Below are 22,352 nucleotides of genomic sequence, written 5' to 3' on the forward strand. Positions count from 1 at the left end.
CGAGGAGGGGCGCTGTTTGCGCCCCTTTTTCGTAAGTACGTCTGATCACGATCCACATTCACCCATGAAGATCGGTGTGCTCGTCCCTTGAGATTTTCAAGGAATGCACCATCTTTTGGTCTGGTTGACCACGCTTCCTTGGCGGGGCAAGAGCGGACATCTGCAAGGTCTATCGGAAAATGCACGTCGGAAATGCACGCTATCTCGGTCCGAAGGACTTGCCGGAGATCATTCCGGTGTTTCCGCTGACCGGTGCCCTGCTGCTTCCCGGCGCCCAGCTTCCGCTCAACATCTTCGAACCGCGCTACCTTGCCATGCTCGATGACGCGCTCTCCGGCAACCGCCTGATCGGCATCGTGCAACCCTCCTTCTGCGAAGGCCGCAGCGAGACTGCCACCGGCCCGATGCAGGCGCTCTGCGAGGTCGGCTGCATCGGCCGCATCACCTCCTTCGCCGAGACCGGCGATGGCCGCTACATCACCTCGCTCACCGGCGTCTGCCGCTACCGGCTGTTTTCGGAAGTCTCAGCGACGCGCGGTTACCGCCGTTTCCGCATCGGCCCCTTTGCCGCCGATCTCGAAAACCGTGACGATGAAACTCTCGTCGACCGGGCAGCTCTGCTTGCCGCCTTCAAGGCCTATCTCGAAGCCAACAAGCTCAAGGCCGATTGGGAAAGCGTCGAACGGGCGAGCAACCGCACCCTGGTCAATTCCATGGCGATGATGTCGCCCTACGGCCCGGCAGAAAAACAGGCGCTGCTCGAAGCGCCCGATCTCAAGACACGCGCGGAAACCCTGATCGCCATCACCGAGATCGTGCTCGCGCGCGACTTCGGCGATATGGACAGCATCCTGCAGTGAGCGACGGATAATGGATATCAACGCCAGCAAGGTCGATCCGAAACTGCTTGAACTGCTCGTCTGCCCGCTGACCAAGGGGCGCCTCAGCTACCACGCCGAAGCCAACGAACTCATCTCGGAAAAGGCCCGCCTCGCCTATCCGATACGCGACGGCGTGCCGATCATGCTGGTCTCGGAAGCCCGCAAGATCGAGGATTGAGGGCGCGGCCTTCTTTGATGCGGAGTTTTTAGCCCCTCATCCGGCCTGCCGGCCACCTTCTCCCCGCAGGCGGGGAGAAGGAACCTCGTGGCGCACTCGGCGCCAACCTCTTCTCTTCGACATCAAGACAGTGCCACGCATTCGACCGAGTCCCCTCGCCCCGCTTGCGGGGAGAGGGCTAGGGTGAGGGGCAATCCTCAGGTCGATGTTCAGATCGGCTCGCCCGACAAGAGCCGCGGATCCGCCTCGCCGGCAATCCCGGCCGCCTGGCGAATGAAGAAATTCTTGAGAGACGGCAGCCGGTCGACCAGACCGAGGCCGAAGTCGCGGGCGATGCGAACCGGAGTGATATCGTTGGAAAACAGCCGGTTGAGCACGTCGGTCGTCACCCCCATGCGGAAGGTGTCGAACCGCCGCCAGCTCTGGTAGCGCTCGAGCACGGCGAGCGAGCCGATGTCGAGCCCGAGGCGATCCGCCTCGACGATCGTTTCCGCGAGCGCCGCCACATCCTTGAAGCCGAGATTGAGCCCCTGCCCCGAGATCGGATGAATGCCGTGGGCCGCGTCCCCGGCAAGCGCGAAACGCGGTTTGACGAAATCGCGCGCAAGCGTCAGGCCCAGCGGAAAGGCCCGCCGCCCGCCAACCACCTTCAGGTGCCCGAGCTTGTGGCCGAAGCGGCGCTCCAACTCTTCCTCGAACAGGAAATCGTCGCCGGCGACCAGGCGTTCGGCGTCCTCGGTGCGCTCGGTCCAGACCAGCGACGAGCGGTTGTTCTTGAGCGGCAGGGTCGCAAACGGACCGGCCGGCAGGAAATGCTCCTCCGCCGTGCCCTCGTGCGGCCGCTCGTGCTCGACCGTCGTGACGATGCCGGACTGGCCGTAGTCGAATTCGACCGTCTTGATGCCGGCGGCATCGCGCAGCTTGGAGCGTACGCCGTCACAGGCGACGAGCAGGCGCGCTTCCAGTTGTTCGCCGCCGGCGAGCGTGACGGCGACCGCATGGTCCCCGCTTTTAAAGGTTTCGACCATCGTCGACTGACGATTGACGACGCCAAGGTCCTCGCACGCCCCGCGCAGCGCACCGACCATTGCCGTGTTCGGCACCATATGGGCGAAGGGCCGGCCATCGCCGCTGTCGCCATCGAACGTCAGAAACACAGGGCGCACCGGATCGGCCGCCTTCGAATCGGTAATCACCATGCGGCGGATCGGCTCCGCCTCCGGCACGATCTGATCCCAGACGCCAAGCACGTCGAGCATGCGTTCGGCAGCCGACGCAACCGCCGAGGCGCGCTGGTCCTTCTTCCAGGCGCCTTCCGGCGCGCCGTCGATCACCATGACGCTGAGATGCGGCGCCGCCTTTTTCAGGGATAAGGCGAGCGAAAGGCCGACATAGCCGCCACCGGCAATCAAGACATCGAGCATCGGCTTTCTCCGTCGCACTTGAGCATCGTTTTATGTCTATATAGATCAATGCCATCGACGTTCCTACCATCGGAGACAGCCGAAATGTCGCGCCCCACCGAGACCACCACGCCCATGGATGCGCTGCTCGCCATTCTCGATCTCGAGAAGCTGGAGGAAAACCTGTTCCGCGGCTTGAGCCCGCAGGTCGGCTGGCAACGCGTCTTCGGCGGCCAGGTCATCGGCCAAGCACTGGTGGCGGCCCAGCGCACCGTCGACGCGGGCCGCTTCGTCCATTCGCTGCATGCCTATTTCATGCGGCCGGGCGATCCATCCGTGCCGATCATCTACGAGGTCGACCGTATCCGCGACGGTTCGAGCTTCGCCACAAGGCGCGTCGTCGCCATCCAGCACGGCAAGGCGATCTTCTCGATGTCCGCCTCGTTCCAGTATGACGAGGACGGTTTCGACCACCAGATCGAAATGCCGAAACTCCCCATGCCGGAAACCTTGCCGGGCGAACAGGAACTGAAGGAGAAATTCCTCGTGCATGCGCCGGAGGCGATCCGGCGTTACTGGGAGCGGCCGCGACCGATCGAGATCCGCCCGGCCTCGCTGCAGCATTATTTCACCCGCAACGACGGCAAGCCGATCCAGGATGTCTGGGTCAAGGCGGTGGGCACGGTTCCGGACGAACGCCATATCCAGGCGGCCATCCTTGCCTATCTCTCCGACATGACCCTGCTCGACACCTCGCTCTATGCGCACGGCACCTCGGTCTTCGATCGGAACCTGCAGGTTGCGAGCCTCGATCATGCCATGTGGTTCCACCGCCCCTGCAAGATGGACGACTGGCTGCTCTATACCCAGGACAGTCCGAGTGCACATGGTGCCCGCGGGATGACCAGAGGCAGCCTTTTTACGCGTTCCGGCGTGCTGATCGCCTCCGTCGCCCAGGAAGGGCTGATCCGGAAAAAGGCAACTGAATAGAAAACGGGCAGTTTTTTCAATCTGCCTATTTTTTAATCTTCTAAATTGACGATTTTTTGATGCGCCGCAGCATTGTCGCTGCGGCGTCCGTTTTTCCCATTGTTTTTCATAGACTTAGAACAGTCATCCGAATCTGGCACGCCCCTTGAATGTCATAGTCCGGTTGCACGGCGCACTGGCGCTCCGCAGCAAGGAGAGATGGCCTCCGCCGGAGGCGAACAAGGATGAAACCAGATGAAAATTGTGATGGCCATTATCAAGCCGTTCAAGCTCGATGAGGTTCGCGAAGCCCTCACTGCTGTCGGCATCCAGGGCCTGACCGTGACCGAAGTCAAAGGCTACGGCCGCCAGAAGGGACACACCGAAATCTACCGCGGCACCGAATATGCCGTCAGCTTCCTGCCGAAACTGAAGATCGAAATCGCGGTTCCCTCGGAGCTCGTCGACATGGCGGTGGAAGCGATCGCCGCAGCCGCCAAGACCGGCCAGATCGGCGACGGCAAGATCTTCGTCTACGCCATTGACCATGCCGTGCGCATCCGCACCGGCGAAACCGATTCAGAAGCGTTGTAAATCACGCCGTTCAGGGAGCACTACTCGATGTCATCAACGAAACTTTCCACCTCTCTTGGACGCCTCGGCGCGCTGACGGCCGCCTTGCTTGCGCCGGTTGTCGCCTTCGCACAGGAAACAGCCCCGGCTGCAACGGAGGCTGTTGCCGCCGTCCCGGTTCCCGACAAGGGCGATACCACCTGGATGCTCTTGTCCACCATCCTCGTGCTCCTCATGACCGTTCCGGGCCTTGCGCTCTTCTACGGCGGCCTGGTGCGCGCCAAGAACATGCTGTCGGTTCTGATGCAGGTACTGATGATCACCGCGATCGTCATGATTATCTGGGTCACCTACGGCTACTCGCTGGCCTTCACTGACGGCGGCTCGCTCAACCCGTTCGTCGGCGGCTTTTCGAAGATGTTCCTTGCCGGCGTTGATACGACAACGCTCGCCGAGAGCTTCTCCAAGGGCGTGTTCATCCCCGAATACGTCTTCGTGGTGTTCCAGATGACCTTCGCCTGCATCACGCCGGCGCTGATCGTCGGTGCCTTTGCCGAGCGCATCCGGTTTTCGGCCGTCGTCCTGTTCGTCATTCTCTGGGTCACTTTCGTCTACTTCCCGATCGCCCACATGGTCTGGTTCTGGGGCGGCCCGAGCGCCTACACGGCTCCGACCGGCCTGATTTTCTCCTTCGGCGCGATCGACTTTGCCGGCGGCACCGTGGTCCACATCAATGCCGGTATTGCCGGCCTCGTCGGCGCCATCCTGCTCGGCAAGCGTACGGGCTATAAGAGGGAAATCATGGCTCCGCATTCGATGACGCTCACGATGGTCGGCGCATCGCTGCTCTGGGTCGGCTGGTTCGGCTTCAACGCCGGCTCCAACCTTGAAGCCAACGCCTATGCCGGCCTCGCGATGATCAATACATTCCTCGCAACTGCCGCTGCCATCATCTCCTGGGCGGTCGTCGAAACGCTCGTCCGCAGCAAGGCTTCGATGCTTGGTGCGGCCTCCGGTGCCGTCGCCGGTCTCGTCGCCATCACGCCGGCCGCTGGCTTTGCCGGCCCGATGGGCGCGATTGTGCTCGGTCTCATCGTCTCCCCCGTCTGCTACTTCTTCGTCGACGTCGTGAAGAACAAGTTCAACTACGACGACAGCCTTGACGTCTTCGGCGTTCATGGCGTCGGCGGCATCCTCGGCGCGATCGCCACGGGCATTCTTGTCAATCCGGCGCTCGGCGGTGCCGGCATCGTCGACTACTCGACCGCGGATTTCGCGGCGGGCTATCCCGGCGTGGCAACCCAGGTCCTGGCACAGCTCAAGGGCGTGCTCGTCACCGTCGTCTGGTCCGGCATCGGTTCGTTCATCATCTTCAAGATCGTGGACGCGATCGTCGGCCTGCGTGTCTCCGTCGAAGCCGAGCGCGAAGGCCTCGACCTCTCGTCCCACGGCGAAGCCGCCTACCACATCTAAGCGGATTGCAGCGTCGAATCTGGCGCCGCTCATAGTCCCGTCGCGATCCGTCTGATGCGGATCGCCCTTGGCCCGGATCGAAAGGTCCGGGCCTTTTTCATGCCGATCTTCAGGTCAACCACCGCTATTTTAGCGGCAACTACGCATGGTTAATGTCGCATTAACCGTACTCCGCTTAGGTTGATTCCATGGCGCGCAATGCGCCCTAGAGATCGAGACGGGCAGCAGGCAACATGAGCAGAAGCAATCCGGCAACGCTTGACAGCCGTTCCAACCGGTTCGTGCTAACCACCTTCGTTTGGCGACAGATCGCGTCGCTGGCGGGCTTTGCGCTGTTCGGCGCATTGGCGCTGGCCGTCGCGGCGCTATCGACATGGAACGTCGCCGACCCGAGCTTCTCCTACGCCACATCGGAAGCACCGACCAACGTGCTTGGTTATCCGGGTGCGGCCTTTGCCGATATCTTCATGCAGTTCTTCGGCCTTGCCAGCGTCGTCGCCCTGCTGCCGGCTGTCGCCTGGGCGCTGGTGCTGATCAGCGGCAAGCGCTTCGACAAGACCTTCAAGCGCCTTGGCGTCTGGTTCATCGGCTCCGTGCTTGCCGGCGCGGCGCTGAGCTGCGTCCCCGCCCCGATCACCTGGCCGCTGCCCAACGGCCTCGGCGGCGTCTTCGGCGATATGATTCTCCGCTTCCCGGCACTCTTCACCGGCGCATTCCCGACCGGCACGCTCGCGACCGTACTCGCCTGCATCTTCGCCGCACCGGCCGCCTGGTGCCTGATCTACAGCGCCGGCCTCATCGGCGTCAGCGATGAAGAAGAAGACGAAGAGGTTGTCGAGCCGACGCCGAGCAAGGCGCGCACCGTTCGCGACGAGCTGGACGAGGACGACAGCGAGGGCCCCTTCACCCTGCTGATGGGCTCCTTCGCCCATATGCGCTACACCATGCACGCACGCGTGCGCCGCATTTTCGGCATGAGCGGCACGCGCAGTTCGCCCAAGCGCCAGTATGACGAGCCTTACGATTTCAACAATGACGAGTTCGGCACGCTGAACGAGCCGGTCCGGCCGAAGCCGATGGCCGCCGGCGACCGCATCGAACCCTCGCTCGACCGCTCCGAACGCCGTGTCGTCACGCCGCCGCCGATCATGGCCGATGACGAGGACGACGACATGCCCTTCGATATCGACGAGCGTCGCCCCGCCGGCATCCTGCCCGACGACGAAGACGACGATCCGGCAGCCGACTGGGCGCCGCGAGCAGCGCCGCCGAAGCAGGGTCTGCCGAAGTCGGGCTCGCGCGTGGCAACGCCGGCTCCCCGTCCGAAGACTGGCCAGCGGATCGAGCGTGAAGCCCAACGCTCCTTCGTCGAAGACGATGGCGACTTCACGCTGCCGCCAATGCATTTCCTTGCGGAACCGAAGAACGTCGGCCGCGACGCATCGCTCTCACCGGACGCGCTTGAACAGAATGCCCGCATGCTCGAGGGTGTGCTTGAGGACTTTGGCGTCAAGGGCGAGATTATCCACGTCCGCCCCGGCCCGGTCGTAACCCTCTATGAACTGGAGCCGGCGCCCGGCATCAAGTCGTCCCGCGTCATCGGCCTTGCCGATGACATCGCCCGCTCGATGAGCGCGATCGCTGCCCGCGTCGCCGTCGTTCCCGGCCGCAACGCCATCGGCATCGAACTGCCGAACCAGCGGCGCGAGACCGTCTACCTGCGCGAGCTCATCGGCTCGCGCGACTTCGAGACCTCCAAGGCGCGCCTTGCCATGGCGCTCGGCAAGACGATCGGCGGCGAACCCGTGGTCGCCGATCTCGCCAAGATGCCGCATCTGCTCGTTGCCGGCACCACCGGTTCGGGTAAGTCGGTCGCGATCAACACCATGATCCTGTCGCTGCTCTATCGCCTGCGCCCGGATCAGTGCCGCCTGATCATGATCGACCCGAAGATGCTCGAACTCTCCGTCTATGACGGCATTCCGCACCTGCTTTCGCCCGTCGTCACCGACCCGAAGAAGGCGGTGGTCGCGCTGAAGTGGACGGTGCGCGAGATGGAAGAGCGCTACAAGAAGATGTCGAAAATCGGCGTGCGCAACATCGACGGCTTCAACAGCCGCGTCGAGCAGGCGCTTGCCAAGGGCGAGCAGATCACCCGCACAGTGCAGACCGGCTTCGACCGCCAGACGGGCGAAGCCATGTACGAGACCGAGGAATTCGACCTCACGCCGCTGCCCTACATCGTCGTCATCATCGACGAAATGGCCGACCTGATGATGGTCGCCGGCAAGGACATCGAAGGCGCGGTGCAGCGTCTCGCCCAGATGGCGCGTGCCGCCGGCATCCATGTCATCATGGCGACGCAGCGCCCCTCGGTCGACGTCATCACCGGTACGATCAAGGCCAACTTCCCGACCCGCATCTCGTTCCAGGTCACCTCGAAGATCGACAGTCGTACGATCCTTGGCGAACAGGGTGCCGAACAGCTGCTCGGCATGGGCGACATGCTCTACATGGCCGGTGGCGGCCGCATCCAGCGCGTCCACGGCCCCTTCGTCTCCGACACCGAGGTCGAGGAAGTGGTTGCCTATCTCAAGACTCAGGGCGTGCCACAATATCTCGACGCGATTACCGAGGATGATGACGAGGATGGCGAAGGCGGCGGCCCGGCCGGCACCTCCAATCTCGCCGATTCGGACGACCCTTACGACCAGGCGGTCGCCGTCGTCCTGCGTGACGGCAAGGCATCCACATCCTACGTTCAACGGCGCCTCGGGATCGGTTACAATCGTGCCGCCTCGCTGATCGAGCGCATGGAGCAGGAAGGCATCATCGGCCCGGCGAACCACGCCGGAAAACGCGAAATCCTGGTTCCGACCGAGGAATAAAGCAATTTCGGCAGGATCTCGGGGCATTTTTCGTCCGGAGTTACGCCGATAGATCAACACGGCGATCCCGCACCGGATTGCGGGGCCGAACTGGTAACGGTCATGTGAGAGCGCGAGCCTTGAAGCTCGAAAGTAGCGCCTTGAAGGCGCCGCACTTGCGCTCCAGATGATCCGTAAATGAAGGAGACTGAGATGACAGAGACCAAGAACGGCGAGCGCAACCACCCGGTAATTTCGCGCCGCCTCTTCGTGTGCGGGCTTGCGGCATTCGCCGGCATCGGCGGCACCGGTCTCGACATCGCTGAAGCCTTCGCCCGGGCGCCGAGAGCCGCCCAGAAGATCGCCGATCACTTCTCCTCGGTAAAGACGATGGCCGGCGAGTTCGTGCAGTTCGGCCCGCGCGGCGAGCAGACCGGCGGCAAGTTCTATATCCGCCGCCCCGGCCGCATCCGCTTCAACTACGAGGCCCCCTCGCCGATGCGTGTCATTGCCGACGGCAAGTCGGTGGTCATCGGCAATATGAAGCTCAAGACCTGGGACATCTATCCGCTGTCGAAGACGCCGCTCAATCTGCTGCTCAGCGAGAAGATCGACCTGACCGGCAAGATGGTGCGCGACGTCAAGGAAGAGTCCGACCTCATCACCATCGTGCTTGGCGACCGCTCGATTTTCGGCGATTCGACCATCACCATGATGTTCGACCCGAAGACCTATGACCTGCGCCAGTGGACGATCACCGACGCGCAGAAGAAGGACACATCGGTCATGATCTTCAATGTCCAGACCGGGATGGCGCTGGACGACAAGGTCTTCCAGATCCCCTACGACGAGGTCCGCAACAAGCGGGGCGGCTGAGCGACCTAACCGCCGGCATCTCGACCGCTGGTATTATGCACACAGGCCGCCGGATGGCGGCCTTTTTCATGCGCTCCCGTTCGCGCATTCCTTGTCCCGGCGCGCCGGACCTGCTTAAAGCTCGGGTCAACATCCATCCCGAGCCGGCCTTCCCTTCGCGAGCGTCCGGCCCCAGCCGATCAGGGAATGACGCATGGCCCTTTCCGTCGCCACTTGGAACATCAACTCCGTTCGCCTGCGCATGCCGCTCGTCGAACACCTGCTGAAGACCTGGCAGCCGGACATCCTCTGCCTGCAGGAAACCAAGTGCCCGAATGACCAGTTCCCGTCCAAGCCACTGAAGGCACTCGGCTACAATCATATCGAGATGCACGGCCAGAAGGGCTATCACGGCGTGGCGACGATCTCGCGCCTGCCCCTGCATGAGCTCAGCGACCGCCGCGACTATTGCGGCGTCGGCGATGCCCGCCACCTCTCGGTTGTTTTCGAGGCCGGCGGCAAGAAGATCCGCCTGCACAATTTCTATGTCCCGGCAGGCGGCGACGAGCCGGACCGCAGCATCAACCCGAAATTCGGCCACAAGCTCGATTTCGTCGAAGAGATGAAGCTGCTACATGCCGAAGCCGAGGCTGGCATTTCCTCGATCCTCGTCGGCGACCTCAACATCGCGCCTCTGGAAGACGACGTCTGGTCGCACAAGCAGCTCCTGAAGATCGTCAGCCACACGCCGATCGAAACCGAAGGGCTGACCACGGTCATGAACGGCGGCGGCTGGGTCGATCTGATGCGCCAGCACACACCGGCGCCGACCAAGCTCTACACCTGGTGGAGTTACCGGGCGAAGGACTGGGAAGCGGCCGACCGCGGCCGCCGGCTCGACCACATCTGGTCCTCCGCGGACCTGGCGCCGGCGCTCAAGAACGTCGACATCCTGCGCGAAGCGCGCGGCTGGGAACGCCCCTCCGACCACGTGCCCGTCATTGCGCATTTCGATATCTAACCGCTTTTCACCAAGCGGCGGCACGCGCCTTGCGCGCTTGACGTTTTCATCAAGAAAAACATGACTAAAAGAATCATATTTTTCTTGATGCCCATTTCCAAACGGACTATCCCTCTTTTCGGGCGGCGGGGACACCGCCTCCGACGGCAGATCAGCCGTCGTTTTCACTAGATCACGATGATTGTGGGTCGTTCGACCCACAATCATAAACGTGATCGATTCTCAGAAATGAGAGCGAGATGCGGGCGGAAAACCGCACGCACTTTTCCTCATCTCGCTCGGATATTGGGGCGCTTTGCTCTGGCCTTCGCCGGAGGGCTTTCGTGCGCCCGCAAGAGGGCCAGACATGCGAAAGACCTTGCCGATCCACGTCATGCGCGCGTCGCGCCGCGCGCTCTCCGCAACCACCGTCCTGGCTGCAAGCGCTGCCGCCGTATTCCTTTCGTCGACTGCGGCCTCTGCGCAATCGACCGAAAGCCAGAAGACGACACGGCTGGAAAAAATCGAGGTGACGGCCGGCAAGACAGCCGCGACGATCGCTGAGGATAACGACACAATCGTGCCGACGCGCAACGTTTCGGCGCTGAAGACCGATACGCCGCTGATCGAAACGCCCCGCTCCGTCTCGGTGGTCACGCGCAAGGAACTCGAAGAGCGCGGCGTGCAGGACATGATCCAGGCGACGCGTTACGCCGCCGGCGTCACGACCGGCGCCTTCGGCTTCGATCCGCGCTTCGACCAGATCTACATCCGCGGCTTCGAGACGACGACGACCGGCGACTTCCGCGATGGCCTGCGCCAGCCCTACATGAACTACGGAACCTTTCCGACGGAGGTCTACGGCCTCGAACGAATCGAGATCCTCAAGGGTCCGGTCTCGGTCATGTACGGCGCGGCCGGCGTCGGCGGCATCGTCAATCGCATATCGAAGATGCCTGAGGAGGAGACGCACCGCGAGGTCGAGCTGCAATATGGCACGATCGGACGCACCCAGGCCGCCTTCGACGTCGGCGGGCCGGCAACGGCCGACGGCGATTTTCTCTATCGCATCGTCGGGCTCCTGAGGAACGGCGAGACCAACTACGACGTCGCCGACGACCGCTACCTGCTGCAGCCTTCCTTTACCTGGAAGCCGGACGAGGGCACGTCGCTGACCGTCTATGGCCTCGGGCAGCAGGGCGAGAGCGATGCCAGCCCGCGGGTGCTCGAACATGATGGCCGGCTGCTGCGCTACAGCGACCCGGACCACGACTACCAGAAGGTTCGGCAGTATCAGGCCGGCTACAAGTTCGAGCACGACTTCGACAACGGCCTGACCTTCCGCCAGCACGGCCGCGTCAGCGATCTCGACCTGAAGGCCCGTTACCTGCAGTTCGGGACCGAGGTGGCACCCGACGTCTTCGATCGCTCGCCCGTCGCGATCAAGGACGACCAGCGTGCCTACCAGATCGACAATCAGCTCGAGGCCGCCTTCGACACCGGCGCAGTCTCGCACACGCTCCTGACCGGCCTCGACTATACCTGGATCACCTCCGATTTCGGTCTCGGCTTCGGTGCCGTCGATCCGGCCTATCGTTTCGATCTCAACAACCCCATCTTTGGGATCAGCGGCCCGACGCCTGCGCTCACCAGCTTCAGCGGTCGTGATCTCCGGCAGACCGGCATCTATGTCCAGGACCAGGCGGAGTTCGGCAACTGGCGCGCCGTCGGCGGCCTTCGCCATGACTGGGTCGACCAGACCAGCACCAACAAGAACACCGGCGTCGTCGACCGCAAGGATGATGGCGAACTCACCGGCCAGGCGGGCCTTCTCTATCTCTTCGACAACGGCATCGCGCCCTATGCCAGCTACAGCACCTCCTTCGTGCCGCGCACCGAACTTTCGGCCGACGGCACCGTGCTCGATCCGACGACCGGCGAGCAGATCGAGCTTGGCGTGAAATACCAGCCCGAGGGCGAGGCCTACTCGTTGAGGGCGGCCTACTACCGGATCGTCGAAACCGGCGCTCCGCAATATGTATCGGACGCGTCCCTTCCTGTCGGCTACTACTACAAATCGACAGGCGAAGTGACGACCAATGGCTTCGAGGTGGAAGGGCGCCGGGAGTTCGACAACGGCCTGAGCGTCATCGCCGCCTACACCTACAACGACGCCGAAATCACCGGGAATGTCGACCCGTCGCTGATCGGCAACGTGCCGTCGACGAAGCCGCGCCATGTCGCATCGCTGTGGGTCAACTATCTGCTGCCCGACGACATGCAGCTAGCAGGCTTGAGCCTCGGCGGCGGGGTGCGCCTGGCATCAAGCTCCTACACATCCGATGCCAATACCGCCAAGAACGGTGGTGCCGTCTATTTCGACGCCTCGATCGCCTACGACTTCGGCGTCAAGAACCCCGACCTCGACGGGCTGTCGCTCGCCGTCAGCGCCACCAATCTCGGCGATCGCCGCGAAGAGGTCTGCACCGATGGCTATTGCTATTTCGGGCAGGGCCGCACGGTGCTCGGTTCGCTGAAGTATCGGTGGTAGCGCCCGGAAGCCGTTACTTACTTCAAGCAAAGCGGCCGGCGAGCGCGCCGGCCCGGCGGATCATCGCCTGCAGATTCTCGCGGATGCGCGCTTCGACGAGCTCTGCCACTTCCGGGTACTCTTCCAGCATGCGGCGGAAGAGCGGCCGGTTGATGCGGATGACTTCGCTGTCTTCCTCGGCGGTCGCCGTGAACTTGCGTTCGACCATCGAGATCAGCGCCAGTTCCGACAGCAGCGCCCCGCGGCCGACCGTCGAGACCGTCGCCTCGGAACCATCGACGCCAACCTTCGACAAGGACAGGCTGCCACTCGCAATCGCATAGGCGCAATCCGCGGGCGCCCCTTCGCGAAACAGCTCTTGCCCCTTGAATATGCGGCGTCGTTCCGCGCCGAAGGCGATCAGCCTCAGCTTGTCCTCGCTGATATCGGCAAACAGCGGCACGTTGGACAGAAGCACGATATCGTCGTTGAGCGCCAAACGGCTAACCTCCCGAAATCACGGCACCCGACCCCAAGCGAGCCGGATCGCGCACGATCAGTCTAGATGACATGGAGCAGGATTCGGGCGGCAAACCGCTTCGCACCTTCCCCACCCCGGCTACGGTACGATCTTGTAGCCGCCGTTCTCTGTCACCAAAATCTCGGCATTGGAAGGGTCCCGCTCGATTTTCTGGCGCAGCCGGTAGACGTGGGTTTCGAGCGTGTGTGTCGTGACGCCGGAATTGTAGCCCCAGACCTCTTCGAGCAGCACGTCGCGCGTCACCACTTTCTGGTCGGCGCGGTAGAGGTAGCGGATGATCGCCGCTTCCTTCTCGGTGAGGCGGATCTTCTGGCCGTTTTCCAGCGTCAGCAGCTTCTGGCTGGGCTTGAACGTATAGGGCCCGACGCTGAAGGTCGCATCCTCGCTCTGTTCATGCTGGCGCAACTGCGCACGGATACGGGCAAGCAGCACGGCGAAGCGGAACGGCTTCGTGACATAGTCGTTGGCGCCGGCCTCGAGACCGAGGATCGTATCCGAATCGGTGTCGTGCCCGGTCAGCATGATGATCGGCGCCTTGAAGCCGCCCTTGCGCAGAAGCTTCACCGCCTCGCGGCCATCCATGTCGGGCAAGCCGACATCCATGATCAAGAGGTCCACCTGCTGCGCCCGCGCGGTCTGGATGCCCTTGCCGGCGGTCGCTTCCTGGATGAGATCGAACTCTTCGTAGAGCGAGAGTTGCTCGACCAATGTTTCGCGCAGGTCATTGTCGTCATCGACAAGAAGAATGGTACGGGTCGCCATGGGACAATTCCTGTTTGCTTCCGTTTTCAAACTAGCTCAAATGCCCGTGTTGGCAAGCGAGCCAGCGTCGGTAAGTCCTTATACCTGCAACCGTGCTTATGGTGCCGCCCAAATCACGGGCAAAGCAAAAATCCGTGAGAATGATGCGCAAGAAAACGTCGGGAAAAAGACCAGCCAAGTCCATCATCACAGTCCGCCCGGCGCCGCGCGATCGAAAGCGGGCCCTGGTGTGTTTCGATGGCCGCGTCGAGCAGGCGGCGATCGGACGAAGCGGCATTACCAGCCTGAAGCGTGAAGGCGACGGCGCGACGCCGCGTGCCGCCATGAAGGTGATCGGCGGCTATGTCAGGCGCGATCGTCTCTTTCTGCCGCCGACACCACTGCCGACGCGAGCGACGCGCAAGGACATGCTCTGGTGCGACGCCCCAGGTCACGCCCAATACAATCGTCCGGTCATGGCACCTTTCTCACCGAGCCACGAAGAGATGATGCGCGAAGACGGGCTCTACGACATCTGCCTGGTGATGGACTGGAACCTCCTCGCACGCCGTCGAAATGCCGGTTCGGCGATCTTCTTCCACCTGATCCGGCCGGGTTATGAACCGACGCAGGGCTGCGTCGCGGTCAGCCTGCCCGCCATGTCGCGGCTGATGCCTCATATGCGGCGCGGCACCGTCGTGCGGGTGCTTTGATCCAGGCCTGCAAACAACTCAGTCGAGCGAGCGCGGGGTCACAAAACGCGCGAGTTTGGCGCCGCCGGGCATAAGCTCACGCCAGCCCACAGCTTCGAACTCGAGCACCGCAAGGGCGGCCGTCGGAAACTTGTCCGCCATGCGTATGCGCAGATCCGCATCGCCGGAGCCGACGAGTTCGTGCGCCAGATCTTCCATGCCGGGATTATGGCCGACGATCAGCAAAGTCCTGACAGCCGGATCCGTCGCGCGCAGAACGCTCAGGATCTGCGAGGCGCCCACCTCGTAGATCGCACGGGTATTCTCGACCGCGACCTCGGACGACAGGGCGGACGCCACCAATTGCCAGGTCTCTTGCGCGCGCTTGGCGGTCGAAACCAGTGCAAGATCCGGCACGAGCTTATGCCGGGCTATGTACTTTCCCATCAGCGGCGCCGCCTTGCGGCCGCGCTCGCCGAGCGGACGATTGATGTCGGCAACACCATCCGGCCAGGCGGACTTGGCATGGCGCAACAGCATCAGGCAGTAGCTTTGTACAGGCAGATCGTCGCTCATCCGTCGTCCTCCCAAACGCCCTTCGGCCAACCGTTCCTACTGCATGTTTCCTTTAATCGTAGCCGATTTAAGGACAAAAACATGCAGCAATTCAAAGTGCTACAGCGACCTTTGCGCGTCTGATAAGACGCCCGGCGCTGTAGACTTGTGAGCAGGCAGCTTAGCGCAATTCGCCGATCCGCGCGGAGCGCTGACGTGCGGACAAACAAAAAAGGCCGCCCCGAAGGGCGGCCATTTGCGCCGGAAAAGCTCAAATCCGGCTTATTTCCATTCGCGGATGTCGACGAAGTGACCCGAAACCGCAGCGGCCGCCGCCATTGCCGGCGAGACCAGATGCGTGCGCCCCTTGAAGCCCTGACGTCCCTCGAAGTTGCGGTTCGACGTGGACGCGCAACGCTCGCCCGGCTTCAGCCGGTCGTCGTTCATCGCCAGGCACATGGAGCAGCCCGGCTCGCGCCAGTCGAAGCCGGCTTCCTTGAAGATCTTGTCGAGGCCTTCGGCTTCCGCCTGTTCCTTGACGAGGCCCGAGCCCGGAACGATCATTGCCGAAACCGTCGAAGCAACCTTGCGGCCTTCCACCACCTTGGCAACTTCACGCAGGTCCTCGATGCGGCCGTTGGTGCAGGAGCCGATGAAGACGCGGTCGATACCGATGTCGGTGATCTTGGTACCCGGCTTCAGGCCCATATAGTCGAGCGCACGCCACTTGGAGGCGCGCTTGGTTTCTTCCTGGATCTCGTCCGGGTTGGGAACGATACCCTGAACCGAAATCACGTCTTCCGGAGAGGAACCCCAGGAAACGATCGGCGGCAGGTTGGCAGCATCGAGCACGACGACGCGATCATAATGGGCGCCCTCGTCCGTGTGCAGCGTCTTCCAGTAGTCGAGCGCCATGTCCCAGGCCTTGCCCTTCGGCGCGCGCGGCTTGTCCTTGATATAGGCAAACGTCGTCTCGTCCGGCGCGATCAGGCCGGCGCGGGCGCCGCCTTCGATCGTCATGTTGCAGATGGTCATGCGACCTTCCATCGACAGCGAGCGGATCGCTTCGCCGGCAAATTCGATCACGTGGCCGGTACCGCCGGCCGTGCCGATCTCGCCGATGATGGCGAGGATGATGTCCTTGGCGGTGACGCCGGGCGGAAGCTGGCCGTCGACGCGCACCAGCATGTTCTTCGCCTTCTTCTGGATCAGCGTCTGGGTGGCGAGCACGTGCTCGACCTCGGACGTGCCGATGCCGTGCGCCAGCGAACCGAAGGCGCCGTGCGTCGAAGTGTGGCTGTCACCGCAGACGATGGTCATGCCCGGCAGGGTGAAGCCCTGCTCCGGGCCGACGATGTGCACGATGCCCTGGCGCTTGTCGTTCTCGGAGTAGTATTCGACGCCGAACTCGGCGGCGTTCTTGGCCAGCGCCTCGACCTGGATGCGGCTTTCCTCGTTCTTGATGCCGAGGTGGCGGTCAGGCGAGGTCGGAACGTTGTGGTCGACGACGGCAAGCGTCTTTTCCGGGGCGCGGACCTGGCGGCCGGCCATGCGCAGGCCTTCGAAGGCCTGCGGGCTCGTCACTTCGTGAACGAGGTGACGGTCGATGTAGAGAAGACAGGTGCCGTCTTCCTGTTCGTTGACCAGGTGGTCGTCCCAGATTTTGTCATAGAGGGTACGCGGTGCGCTCATGGCGGTATATCCATCGAGTTTTTCAAAAGGTAGGGAAAGCCGGCGGCAGGGCGGCCGGAAACACTGATCAGCAGATCAGGATAGGCGGCTTGTGAGCGCCCCGTGGACGCGCGCAAAGAAGCGTGCCGGCAGGCGCTTGTGATCCTGCAGCACGACGATTTTCTGTTCGCGACATCCGAATTTGGATTCCATGAGCGCGTTCATATCAATTTTTTGACAGGTCGGCAATTGGCGTGATCGCGCTCAGCGGGCCTCCGCGCGCCGCAGCCGCCGCTCCAGACCCCGCAATCCCAGCGACAGACCGATGGTCAGCACCAGATAGACATAGGCGACGATCGAATAGGTCTCGAAGAAGCGAAAGGAACCGGAAGCATAGACCTTGCCCATCTGCGTAATGTCGGCGACGCCGAGCACCGAGACGAGCGAGGAATCCTTGACCATGGCGATGAAGTCGTTGCCAAGAGGCGGCAGGATCACCCGGATTGCCTGCGGAAAGACGACCAGGCGAAAGCGCTGGTAGCGCGAGAGCCCGAGCGCCTTGGCCGCCTCGATCTGTCCCTTGTCGACCGAGAGGATGCCGGCCCGGAACACTTCGGCAATGAAGGCGGAATAGCCGATCATCAAGGCGATGATCGCCCGCCACATCAGCGATATGTCGCGCACGACGAAGGGTTCCATCCAGCCGGCGCCGATCAACGGCGCGCAGATGAAATTGGCGGCGACGACAAGCGCCGGCGCCCCGACGAAGGCGATATAGAAGAGAAGCACAAGGATCGGCACACCGCGGATGATCTCGGTGTAGAAGCGCGCGATCTGCCGGAGCGACGAGTGCTCGGACAGCGCCATCAGCGCAATACCGAGGCCGAGCGTCGTCGCCAGCACAAAGCCCATGAGCGTTACGAAGACGGTGACGCCAAGGCCTTTGAAGACGACGGTGAAGACCTCGGAGAAGATGTCATTGCTGACGATCACGGCGGCAAGCGCCACCGCGATCACAAGAAGGGCGACCAACCACCAGGGATAGTCGCCCTTGCCGGACATGTCAGGAGATTGCGGAGCGGCCATAGCCTCGGATCAGCCGCCCATTTTGTATTCGAGGAACCACTTCTTATCGAGGGCATCGAAGGTGCCGTCTTCCTTCAGCGCCTTGATCGCGGCGTTGACCGGAGCGACGAGGTCCGAGCCCTTCGGGAAGATGAAGCCGAAATCCTCGGTGCCGAGCGGACCGCCGACGACCTTGAGCTTGCCTTCGGAGGAATCGACATAACCCTTGGCGGCGACGCTGTCGGTCAGAACCACGTCGACGTCGCCGGCCTTCAGCGCCTGGACAGTCGCACCGAAGGTCTCGAACAGCTTGATGCGTGGGTTCTGCTCGTTGCCGTCGAGCATTTCGTAGACGGCGGTGTAGAACGGCGAGGTGCCCGGCTGTGCGCCGACGAGACCGTCGGCAAAGGCGCCGAAACTCTTGCCGTCGTTGAAACGGTTTTCATCGCTGCGCACCAGCATGAACTGCTGCGAGCGCATGTAGGGGTCCGAGAAGTCGACCTTCTCCTTGCGGTCGTCCTTGATGGTGATGCCGGTCATGCCGATCTGGTACTGGCCGTCATGCACTGCCTGGATCATCGCGTCCCAGCTGGTGTTCTGGTATTCGACCTTGAAATTCAACCGCTTGGCGATCTCGTTCATGGCGTCGTATTCCCAGCCTTTGGCCTCGCCGGTCTTGGGGTCGACGAACTGCAGCGGCGGGTAGGCGTTCTCCGTGACGACGACAACCGTCTTGCCGCCGAGATCGGGCAGATCGCTGGCAACAGCCGGTGCAGAAAATGCGAAAGGAACGGCAAGTGCAGCTGCGATGCCCGCAAGCACGTGGCGACGGATTGTCATTGGAGGGCTCCCGAAAAGTGTGGCAGCGGAAAATGTCACAAATTCCGTCGGAAAGACAAGCGCATAGTACCAAAAAAGAAAGGCGGCCTGACGCCGCCTTTCCAACAATCCGAATGGATTGAAATCTTATTCCGCTGCAGCTTCTGCTGCCTTGGCTTCGGCGGCTTCTGCAGCGGCCTTGGCTTCTGCTGCTTCGGCTGCTGCCTTTTCGGCGGCGAGAGCCTGAGCTGCTGCGATCTTTTCAGCTTCGATGCGTGCCTTTTCCTCGGCAACGGCCTGGCGCTCGGCGTCGTTCAGCTTGCGGGCGCGCGTACCGGTGTTCTCGACGATACGAGCCGACTTGCCGCGACGATCGCGCAGGTAGTAGAGCTTGGCGCGACGGACCTTACCGCGGCGAACAACTTCGACGCTTTCGACGAGCGGAGAGTAAACCGGGAATACGCGCTCGACGCCTTCGCCGTAGGAGATCTTGCGAACGGTGAAGCTTTCGTTGATGCCGCCGCCCGAACGAGCGATGCAGACGCCTTCATAGGCCTGAACGCGGGTACGGCTGCCTTCGACAACGCGGACGTTGACGCGCAGCGTGTCGCCGGCGGAGAATTCGGGGAGCGTGCGCTTGGCGGCAATCTTGGCGGCCTGTTCGGCTTCCAGCTGCTGGATGATGTTCATCGGTTTAACCTTTCAAGTTCTTCTGAAACAGCCAGAGCGCTCTCGATGAACCTGTCGGGCTTGCCTTCAGGTCTTGCCGGAAACCGGCAGGAGCGGATTCGCCATTCTTTGTTTTGGTCGACGGGCACAGAACCCGAACCGGGCCGGCACATACACCAATCGATCCGCCTTGTCATCCCCGGAAGCCATATTTTCTCGGCGATCCGCGGCAAGAAACGCCTTTCTATCAGAAAACCCGGATGGATGCATGCTCGATTGTCCGAGCGGACGGGCTTGCGGCCATCCCTGCCACCGGCTATCCCGAGCGTGGTGGGTCGGGGGAGACCATGCATATCTTTGAAGTGCTCATGCTGTTTGCGGCCGGCTTCCTGTCCGGCGTCGTCAATGCCATCGCCGGCGGCGGAACGTTCCTGACCTTCGGGGCGATGACGCTTGGCGGCCTCTCGCCGATCGTGGCCAACGCGACCTCCTCGATCATCCAGCTCCCGGGCTACATCACCTCGGCGCTCGCCTATGCCAAGGAGATCCGCGCCGACAAGCGCTATGCCATCCTGCTCGGCGTGATCTCGGCGCTCGGCGGCCTTGCCGGCGCACTGCTTCTCATCTCGCTTTCCAACGCCTCCTTCCGCGCGCTGGTGCCCTGGTTGCTGCTGGCGGCGACGGCGATCTTCGCCGCCGGGCCGCTCTTGAAGCCCAAGGCGCGCGTCGACGAGCATGCGATCAATCCGGCCGGCATCGGCGCCCAGTTCGTCACCTCCATCTATGGCGGCTTCTTCGGCGCCGGCATGGGCATCATGATGCTGGCGGTGCTGGGGCTGGCGACCGGTGGTGGCTATCACCGGCTGAACGCGCTCAAGAACTTCATCTCGATCGTGATTGCGGCAATCGCCATCGTCGTCTTCGCCGCCGGCGGCGTCGTCTCCTGGCTGCATGCGGCGATCATGGTGCCGGGGGCAGCACTTGGCGGCTACAGCGGCGTCTGGGCGGCCCGGAGGGTACCGCAGGCCGTCATTCGCGCGCTGGTGGTCGCCGTCGGCCTGCTGCTTGCCGCCTATTATTTCTTCACGGGCTGATCGAGAAGATCGGGCCTGCGCTCGGCCGTCAGACGCCGCGCCTCTGCCTCGCGCCACTTGGCAATGGCGCCGTGATTGCCCGAGGTCAGCACCGCCGGGATCTCGCGGCCCTCGAAGATCTGCGGGCGGGTGTAGTGCGGATGTTCGAGCAGGCCGCCTTCGAAGCTCTCATGCACGCCTGAAAGCTCATTGCCCATGACACCCGGCAGGATGCGCACCACGGCATCGAGCAGTGTCAGCGCCGCCGGCTCGCCGCCCGAAAGAATATAGTCGCCTATGGAAACCTCTTCGAGGCCGCGGGCATCGATCACCCGCTGGTCGACGCCTTCGAAGCGTCCGCAGACGATGACGACGCCAGGCCCGGCCGCGAGCTCACGCACCCGCTCTTGCGTCAGCGGCCGACCGCGCGGGCTCATCAACAGGCGTGGACGGTCGTCGCCCTCAGAGACATGGTCGATCGCGCGGGCGAGCACGTCCGGCTTCAGCACCATGCCGGCTCCGCCGCCGGCCGGCGTGTCGTCGACGGTGCGGTGCTTGTCCTCGGCGAAATCGCGGATCTGCACCGGCTCGATCGACCATTGGCCGCGCTCCAGCGCCTTACCCGAAAGGGACGCGCCGAGATGGCCCGGAAACATTTCGGGATAGAGCGTCAGGACAGTCGCGCGAAAAGTCATCGCCGCATCGCTCACTTGCGCTTGGCGGAAAACGGATTGCCCGAATCCTGGTCCTTGTCCTCGGAAAGGCCTGCCGCGACCGGATCGACCAGCAGCTTGCCCGCTTCCAGATCGATCTCCAGAACCGACCATTCGGTGAAGGGGATCAGCACCGGGCGCCGGCCCGGACCTTTCAGCTCCAGAAGATCGCCGGCGCCGAAATCGAAAACGCCGCTAACCTTGCCATAGCTGGTGCCATTGCCGTCGATCGCTTCCAGCCCTTCGAGATCGGCATAGAAGAACTCGTCCTCGTCGAGGTCGTCGTCGGGCAGGTTGTCCCGCTCGATGAACAGCTCAAGACCATTGAGCGCCTCGGCGGCGTTGCGATCGTTGACACCACGGAAGCGCACGATGACGACGTTCTTCGCCTCGCGGATTTCCAGCACCTCGAAAACACGTCCGTCGGCGCTGTGCAAATTGCCGTAGTCGCCGAGCGCCGTCGGGTCGTCGGTAAAGGATTTGACCCTGACCTCGCCGCGCAAGCCTTGCGCCGCGCCGATCGTCGCCATCAGAACCGGGTTTTCGAGTTTGCTCATCGTCCGCGTCCATTTCGGGAGTTCAGGGTGCACATAACGGAAAACGGGCGGCATGGAAATGCCACCCGTTTCCTTAAAGTCACGACAGGTTGGAAGTGGACGCGGACGGAAGCCCGTGCATCCTGCTTCAAACCATTTGCCGGCTATTATTCTGCGGCAGCTTCTGCAGCGGCAGCAGCGGCGTCTTCAGCCTTCTGCTTGGCTTCAGCAGCGCGCTCCTGAGCCTTCTTGCCCGGAACAGCCTTGGTCGGGTTGCTGCGAGCCGGACGCTTTGCGAGGCCAGCCTGGTCGAGGAAGCGCAGAACGCGGTCGGTCGGCTGGGCGCCCTGGGCGATCCAGTGAGCGATGCGCTCGGCGTCGAGCTCGACGCGCTTTTCGTCGTCCTTGCCGAGCATCGGGTTCCAGGAGCCGATCTTCTCGAGGAAGCGGCCGTCACGCGGGCTGCGGGCGTCAGCAACGACGATCTGGTAGTACGGACGCTTCTTGGAACCGCCACGGGCGAGACGAATTTTCAGTGCCATTTCAAT

The 22,352-nt window shown here is 62.7% G+C and carries 22 protein-coding genes; 11 read left to right on the top strand and 11 right to left on the bottom strand.

Going from position 1 to position 22,352, the window contains the following annotated elements; translation table 11 throughout:
* Positions 1–179 precede the first annotated feature (179 nt).
* Together ACN9MO_RS16715 and ACN9MO_RS16720 are read left to right on the top strand one after the other, a co-directional pair.
* The gene (locus tag ACN9MO_RS16715) at positions 180–860 is read left to right on the top strand and encodes an LON peptidase substrate-binding domain-containing protein (RefSeq protein ID WP_057254940.1); all 681 of its coding nucleotides are present in this window, start codon (positions 180–182) and stop codon (positions 858–860) included.
* A gap of 10 nt (positions 861–870) precedes the next feature.
* A complete protein-coding gene (locus tag ACN9MO_RS16720) occupies positions 871–1,059 on the top strand; it encodes a Trm112 family protein (protein WP_057254939.1) in 189 nt (62 codons plus the stop codon).
* A 209-nt stretch (positions 1,060–1,268) separates the two neighbouring features.
* Here the strand turns inward: ACN9MO_RS16720 and ACN9MO_RS16725 are convergent, their stop codons facing one another.
* Positions 1,269–2,483 carry a ubiquinone biosynthesis hydroxylase gene (locus ACN9MO_RS16725; protein WP_112995663.1) on the bottom strand — a complete coding sequence of 405 codons (1,215 nt, stop codon included), beginning with the start codon at positions 2,481–2,483 and terminating at the stop codon, positions 1,269–1,271.
* Positions 2,484–2,567: 84 nt separating this feature from the next.
* On the opposite strand from ACN9MO_RS16725, the gene tesB reads away from it, so the two are divergent.
* From tesB to ACN9MO_RS16760, 7 genes are all read left to right on the top strand, one after another.
* Positions 2,568–3,452, top strand: coding sequence for an acyl-CoA thioesterase II (tesB, locus tag ACN9MO_RS16730; protein ID WP_112995662.1), 885 nt, complete (start codon positions 2,568–2,570; stop codon positions 3,450–3,452).
* 234 nt (positions 3,453–3,686) lie between these two features.
* Positions 3,687–4,025 carry a P-II family nitrogen regulator gene (locus tag ACN9MO_RS16735; protein ID WP_057254936.1) on the top strand — a complete coding sequence of 113 codons (339 nt, stop codon included), beginning with the start codon at positions 3,687–3,689 and terminating at the stop codon, positions 4,023–4,025.
* A 27-nt stretch (positions 4,026–4,052) separates the two neighbouring features.
* Entirely contained in the window at positions 4,053–5,477 is a 1,425-nt protein-coding gene (locus tag ACN9MO_RS16740; protein ID WP_112995661.1) for an ammonium transporter, read from the top strand.
* A gap of 233 nt (positions 5,478–5,710) precedes the next feature.
* Positions 5,711–8,365: an FtsK/SpoIIIE family DNA translocase gene (locus tag ACN9MO_RS16745; protein ID WP_112995660.1), complete on the top strand. Its 2,655-nt coding sequence runs from the start codon at positions 5,711–5,713 to the stop codon at positions 8,363–8,365.
* Positions 8,366–8,557: 192 nt separating this feature from the next.
* Positions 8,558–9,220 (top strand): outer membrane lipoprotein carrier protein LolA, encoded by a 663-nt coding sequence (locus ACN9MO_RS16750; RefSeq protein WP_112995659.1) that lies wholly within the window; start codon positions 8,558–8,560, stop codon positions 9,218–9,220.
* 193 nt (positions 9,221–9,413) lie between these two features.
* Positions 9,414–10,220, top strand: coding sequence for an exodeoxyribonuclease III (locus ACN9MO_RS16755; protein ID WP_057254932.1), 807 nt, complete (start codon positions 9,414–9,416; stop codon positions 10,218–10,220).
* Between the two features lie 346 nt (positions 10,221–10,566).
* Positions 10,567–12,750, top strand: coding sequence for a TonB-dependent siderophore receptor (locus tag ACN9MO_RS16760; protein WP_113132351.1), 2,184 nt, complete (start codon positions 10,567–10,569; stop codon positions 12,748–12,750).
* 22 nt (positions 12,751–12,772) lie between these two features.
* On the opposite strand, the gene ACN9MO_RS16765 is transcribed toward ACN9MO_RS16760, so the two are convergent.
* Both ACN9MO_RS16765 and ACN9MO_RS16770 read right to left on the bottom strand, forming a co-directional pair.
* Positions 12,773–13,228, bottom strand: coding sequence for a cyclic nucleotide-binding domain-containing protein (locus ACN9MO_RS16765; protein ID WP_112995657.1), 456 nt, complete (start codon positions 13,226–13,228; stop codon positions 12,773–12,775).
* A 120-nt stretch (positions 13,229–13,348) separates the two neighbouring features.
* Complete coding sequence (locus ACN9MO_RS16770; protein ID WP_034802783.1) at positions 13,349–14,032, bottom strand: response regulator transcription factor; 684 nt, start codon at positions 14,030–14,032, stop codon at positions 13,349–13,351.
* Positions 14,033–14,175: 143 nt separating this feature from the next.
* On the opposite strand from ACN9MO_RS16770, the gene ACN9MO_RS16775 reads away from it, so the two are divergent.
* Positions 14,176–14,724 carry a L,D-transpeptidase family protein gene (locus ACN9MO_RS16775; RefSeq protein ID WP_110878750.1) on the top strand — a complete coding sequence of 183 codons (549 nt, stop codon included), beginning with the start codon at positions 14,176–14,178 and terminating at the stop codon, positions 14,722–14,724.
* 18 nt (positions 14,725–14,742) lie between these two features.
* Here ACN9MO_RS16775 and ACN9MO_RS16780 read toward each other — a convergent pair whose 3' ends face one another.
* From ACN9MO_RS16780 to rplS, 5 genes are all read right to left on the bottom strand, one after another.
* A complete protein-coding gene (locus ACN9MO_RS16780) occupies positions 14,743–15,279 on the bottom strand; it encodes a SixA phosphatase family protein (protein ID WP_057254928.1) in 537 nt (178 codons plus the stop codon).
* Between the two features lie 261 nt (positions 15,280–15,540).
* On the bottom strand, positions 15,541–16,950 hold the full coding sequence (gene leuC / locus ACN9MO_RS16785; protein WP_057254927.1) for a 3-isopropylmalate dehydratase large subunit: 1,410 nt from the start codon (positions 16,948–16,950) through the stop codon (positions 15,541–15,543).
* A 243-nt stretch (positions 16,951–17,193) separates the two neighbouring features.
* Entirely contained in the window at positions 17,194–18,015 is an 822-nt protein-coding gene (locus tag ACN9MO_RS16790) for an amino acid ABC transporter permease (RefSeq protein ID WP_110878749.1), read from the bottom strand.
* 9 nt (positions 18,016–18,024) lie between these two features.
* Positions 18,025–18,834, bottom strand: coding sequence for a basic amino acid ABC transporter substrate-binding protein (locus ACN9MO_RS16795; protein WP_057254925.1), 810 nt, complete (start codon positions 18,832–18,834; stop codon positions 18,025–18,027).
* A 126-nt stretch (positions 18,835–18,960) separates the two neighbouring features.
* Positions 18,961–19,503, bottom strand: a complete 543-nt coding sequence (gene rplS, locus ACN9MO_RS16800; RefSeq protein ID WP_057254924.1) for a 50S ribosomal protein L19 — start codon at positions 19,501–19,503, stop codon at positions 18,961–18,963.
* 326 nt (positions 19,504–19,829) lie between these two features.
* Between rplS and ACN9MO_RS16805 the strand changes: the two genes are divergently transcribed.
* On the top strand, positions 19,830–20,576 hold the full coding sequence (locus tag ACN9MO_RS16805) for a sulfite exporter TauE/SafE family protein (protein ID WP_112995715.1): 747 nt from the start codon (positions 19,830–19,832) through the stop codon (positions 20,574–20,576).
* Here the strand turns inward: ACN9MO_RS16805 and trmD are convergent.
* The 3 genes from trmD to rpsP all read right to left on the bottom strand — a co-directional run bounded on the left by trmD (position 20,558) and on the right by rpsP (position 22,346).
* Entirely contained in the window at positions 20,558–21,250 is a 693-nt protein-coding gene (trmD, locus tag ACN9MO_RS16810) for a tRNA (guanosine(37)-N1)-methyltransferase TrmD (RefSeq protein ID WP_058321797.1), read from the bottom strand. The two genes, ACN9MO_RS16805 and trmD, sit on opposite strands and share 19 nt — an antisense overlap.
* 11 nt (positions 21,251–21,261) lie before the next feature.
* Positions 21,262–21,825 (bottom strand): ribosome maturation factor RimM, encoded by a 564-nt coding sequence (rimM, locus tag ACN9MO_RS16815; protein ID WP_065374096.1) that lies wholly within the window; start codon positions 21,823–21,825, stop codon positions 21,262–21,264.
* A 146-nt stretch (positions 21,826–21,971) separates the two neighbouring features.
* Positions 21,972–22,346, bottom strand: a complete 375-nt coding sequence (rpsP, locus tag ACN9MO_RS16820; protein WP_057254922.1) for a 30S ribosomal protein S16 — start codon at positions 22,344–22,346, stop codon at positions 21,972–21,974.
* Between the last annotated feature and the right edge of the window lie 6 nt (positions 22,347–22,352).

It is taken from the genome of Ensifer sp. R-19, from assembly GCF_049905105.1.
Classification (GTDB): Bacteria; Pseudomonadota; Alphaproteobacteria; order Rhizobiales; family Rhizobiaceae; genus Ensifer.

Excerpts from the sequence above, each read along its gene's own strand:
- ACN9MO_RS16715 (WP_057254940.1), top strand. The coding sequence starts at position 180 with ATGCACGTCGGAAATGCACGCTATCTCGGTCCGAAGGACTTGCCGGAG.
- ACN9MO_RS16720 (WP_057254939.1), top strand. The coding sequence starts at position 871 with ATGGATATCAACGCCAGCAAGGTCGATCCGAAACTGCTTGAACTGCTC.
- ACN9MO_RS16725 (WP_112995663.1), bottom strand. The coding sequence starts at position 2,483 with ATGCTCGATGTCTTGATTGCCGGTGGCGGCTATGTCGGCCTTTCGCTC.
- tesB (WP_112995662.1), top strand. The coding sequence starts at position 2,568 with ATGTCGCGCCCCACCGAGACCACCACGCCCATGGATGCGCTGCTCGCC.
- ACN9MO_RS16735 (WP_057254936.1), top strand. The coding sequence starts at position 3,687 with ATGAAAATTGTGATGGCCATTATCAAGCCGTTCAAGCTCGATGAGGTT.
- ACN9MO_RS16740 (WP_112995661.1), top strand. The coding sequence starts at position 4,053 with ATGTCATCAACGAAACTTTCCACCTCTCTTGGACGCCTCGGCGCGCTG.
- ACN9MO_RS16745 (WP_112995660.1), top strand. The coding sequence starts at position 5,711 with ATGAGCAGAAGCAATCCGGCAACGCTTGACAGCCGTTCCAACCGGTTC.
- ACN9MO_RS16750 (WP_112995659.1), top strand. The coding sequence starts at position 8,558 with ATGACAGAGACCAAGAACGGCGAGCGCAACCACCCGGTAATTTCGCGC.
- ACN9MO_RS16755 (WP_057254932.1), top strand. The coding sequence starts at position 9,414 with ATGGCCCTTTCCGTCGCCACTTGGAACATCAACTCCGTTCGCCTGCGC.
- ACN9MO_RS16760 (WP_113132351.1), top strand. The coding sequence starts at position 10,567 with ATGCGAAAGACCTTGCCGATCCACGTCATGCGCGCGTCGCGCCGCGCG.
- ACN9MO_RS16770 (WP_034802783.1), bottom strand. The coding sequence starts at position 14,032 with ATGGCGACCCGTACCATTCTTCTTGTCGATGACGACAATGACCTGCGC.
- ACN9MO_RS16775 (WP_110878750.1), top strand. The coding sequence starts at position 14,176 with ATGCGCAAGAAAACGTCGGGAAAAAGACCAGCCAAGTCCATCATCACA.
- ACN9MO_RS16780 (WP_057254928.1), bottom strand. The coding sequence starts at position 15,279 with ATGAGCGACGATCTGCCTGTACAAAGCTACTGCCTGATGCTGTTGCGC.
- leuC (WP_057254927.1), bottom strand. The coding sequence starts at position 16,950 with ATGAGCGCACCGCGTACCCTCTATGACAAAATCTGGGACGACCACCTG.
- ACN9MO_RS16790 (WP_110878749.1), bottom strand. The coding sequence starts at position 18,015 with ATGGCCGCTCCGCAATCTCCTGACATGTCCGGCAAGGGCGACTATCCC.
- ACN9MO_RS16795 (WP_057254925.1), bottom strand. The coding sequence starts at position 18,834 with ATGACAATCCGTCGCCACGTGCTTGCGGGCATCGCAGCTGCACTTGCC.
- rplS (WP_057254924.1), bottom strand. The coding sequence starts at position 19,503 with ATGAACATCATCCAGCAGCTGGAAGCCGAACAGGCCGCCAAGATTGCC.
- ACN9MO_RS16805 (WP_112995715.1), top strand. The coding sequence starts at position 19,830 with ATGCATATCTTTGAAGTGCTCATGCTGTTTGCGGCCGGCTTCCTGTCC.
- trmD (WP_058321797.1), bottom strand. The coding sequence starts at position 21,250 with ATGACTTTTCGCGCGACTGTCCTGACGCTCTATCCCGAAATGTTTCCG.
- rimM (WP_065374096.1), bottom strand. The coding sequence starts at position 21,825 with ATGAGCAAACTCGAAAACCCGGTTCTGATGGCGACGATCGGCGCGGCG.
- rpsP (WP_057254922.1), bottom strand. The coding sequence starts at position 22,346 with ATGGCACTGAAAATTCGTCTCGCCCGTGGCGGTTCCAAGAAGCGTCCG.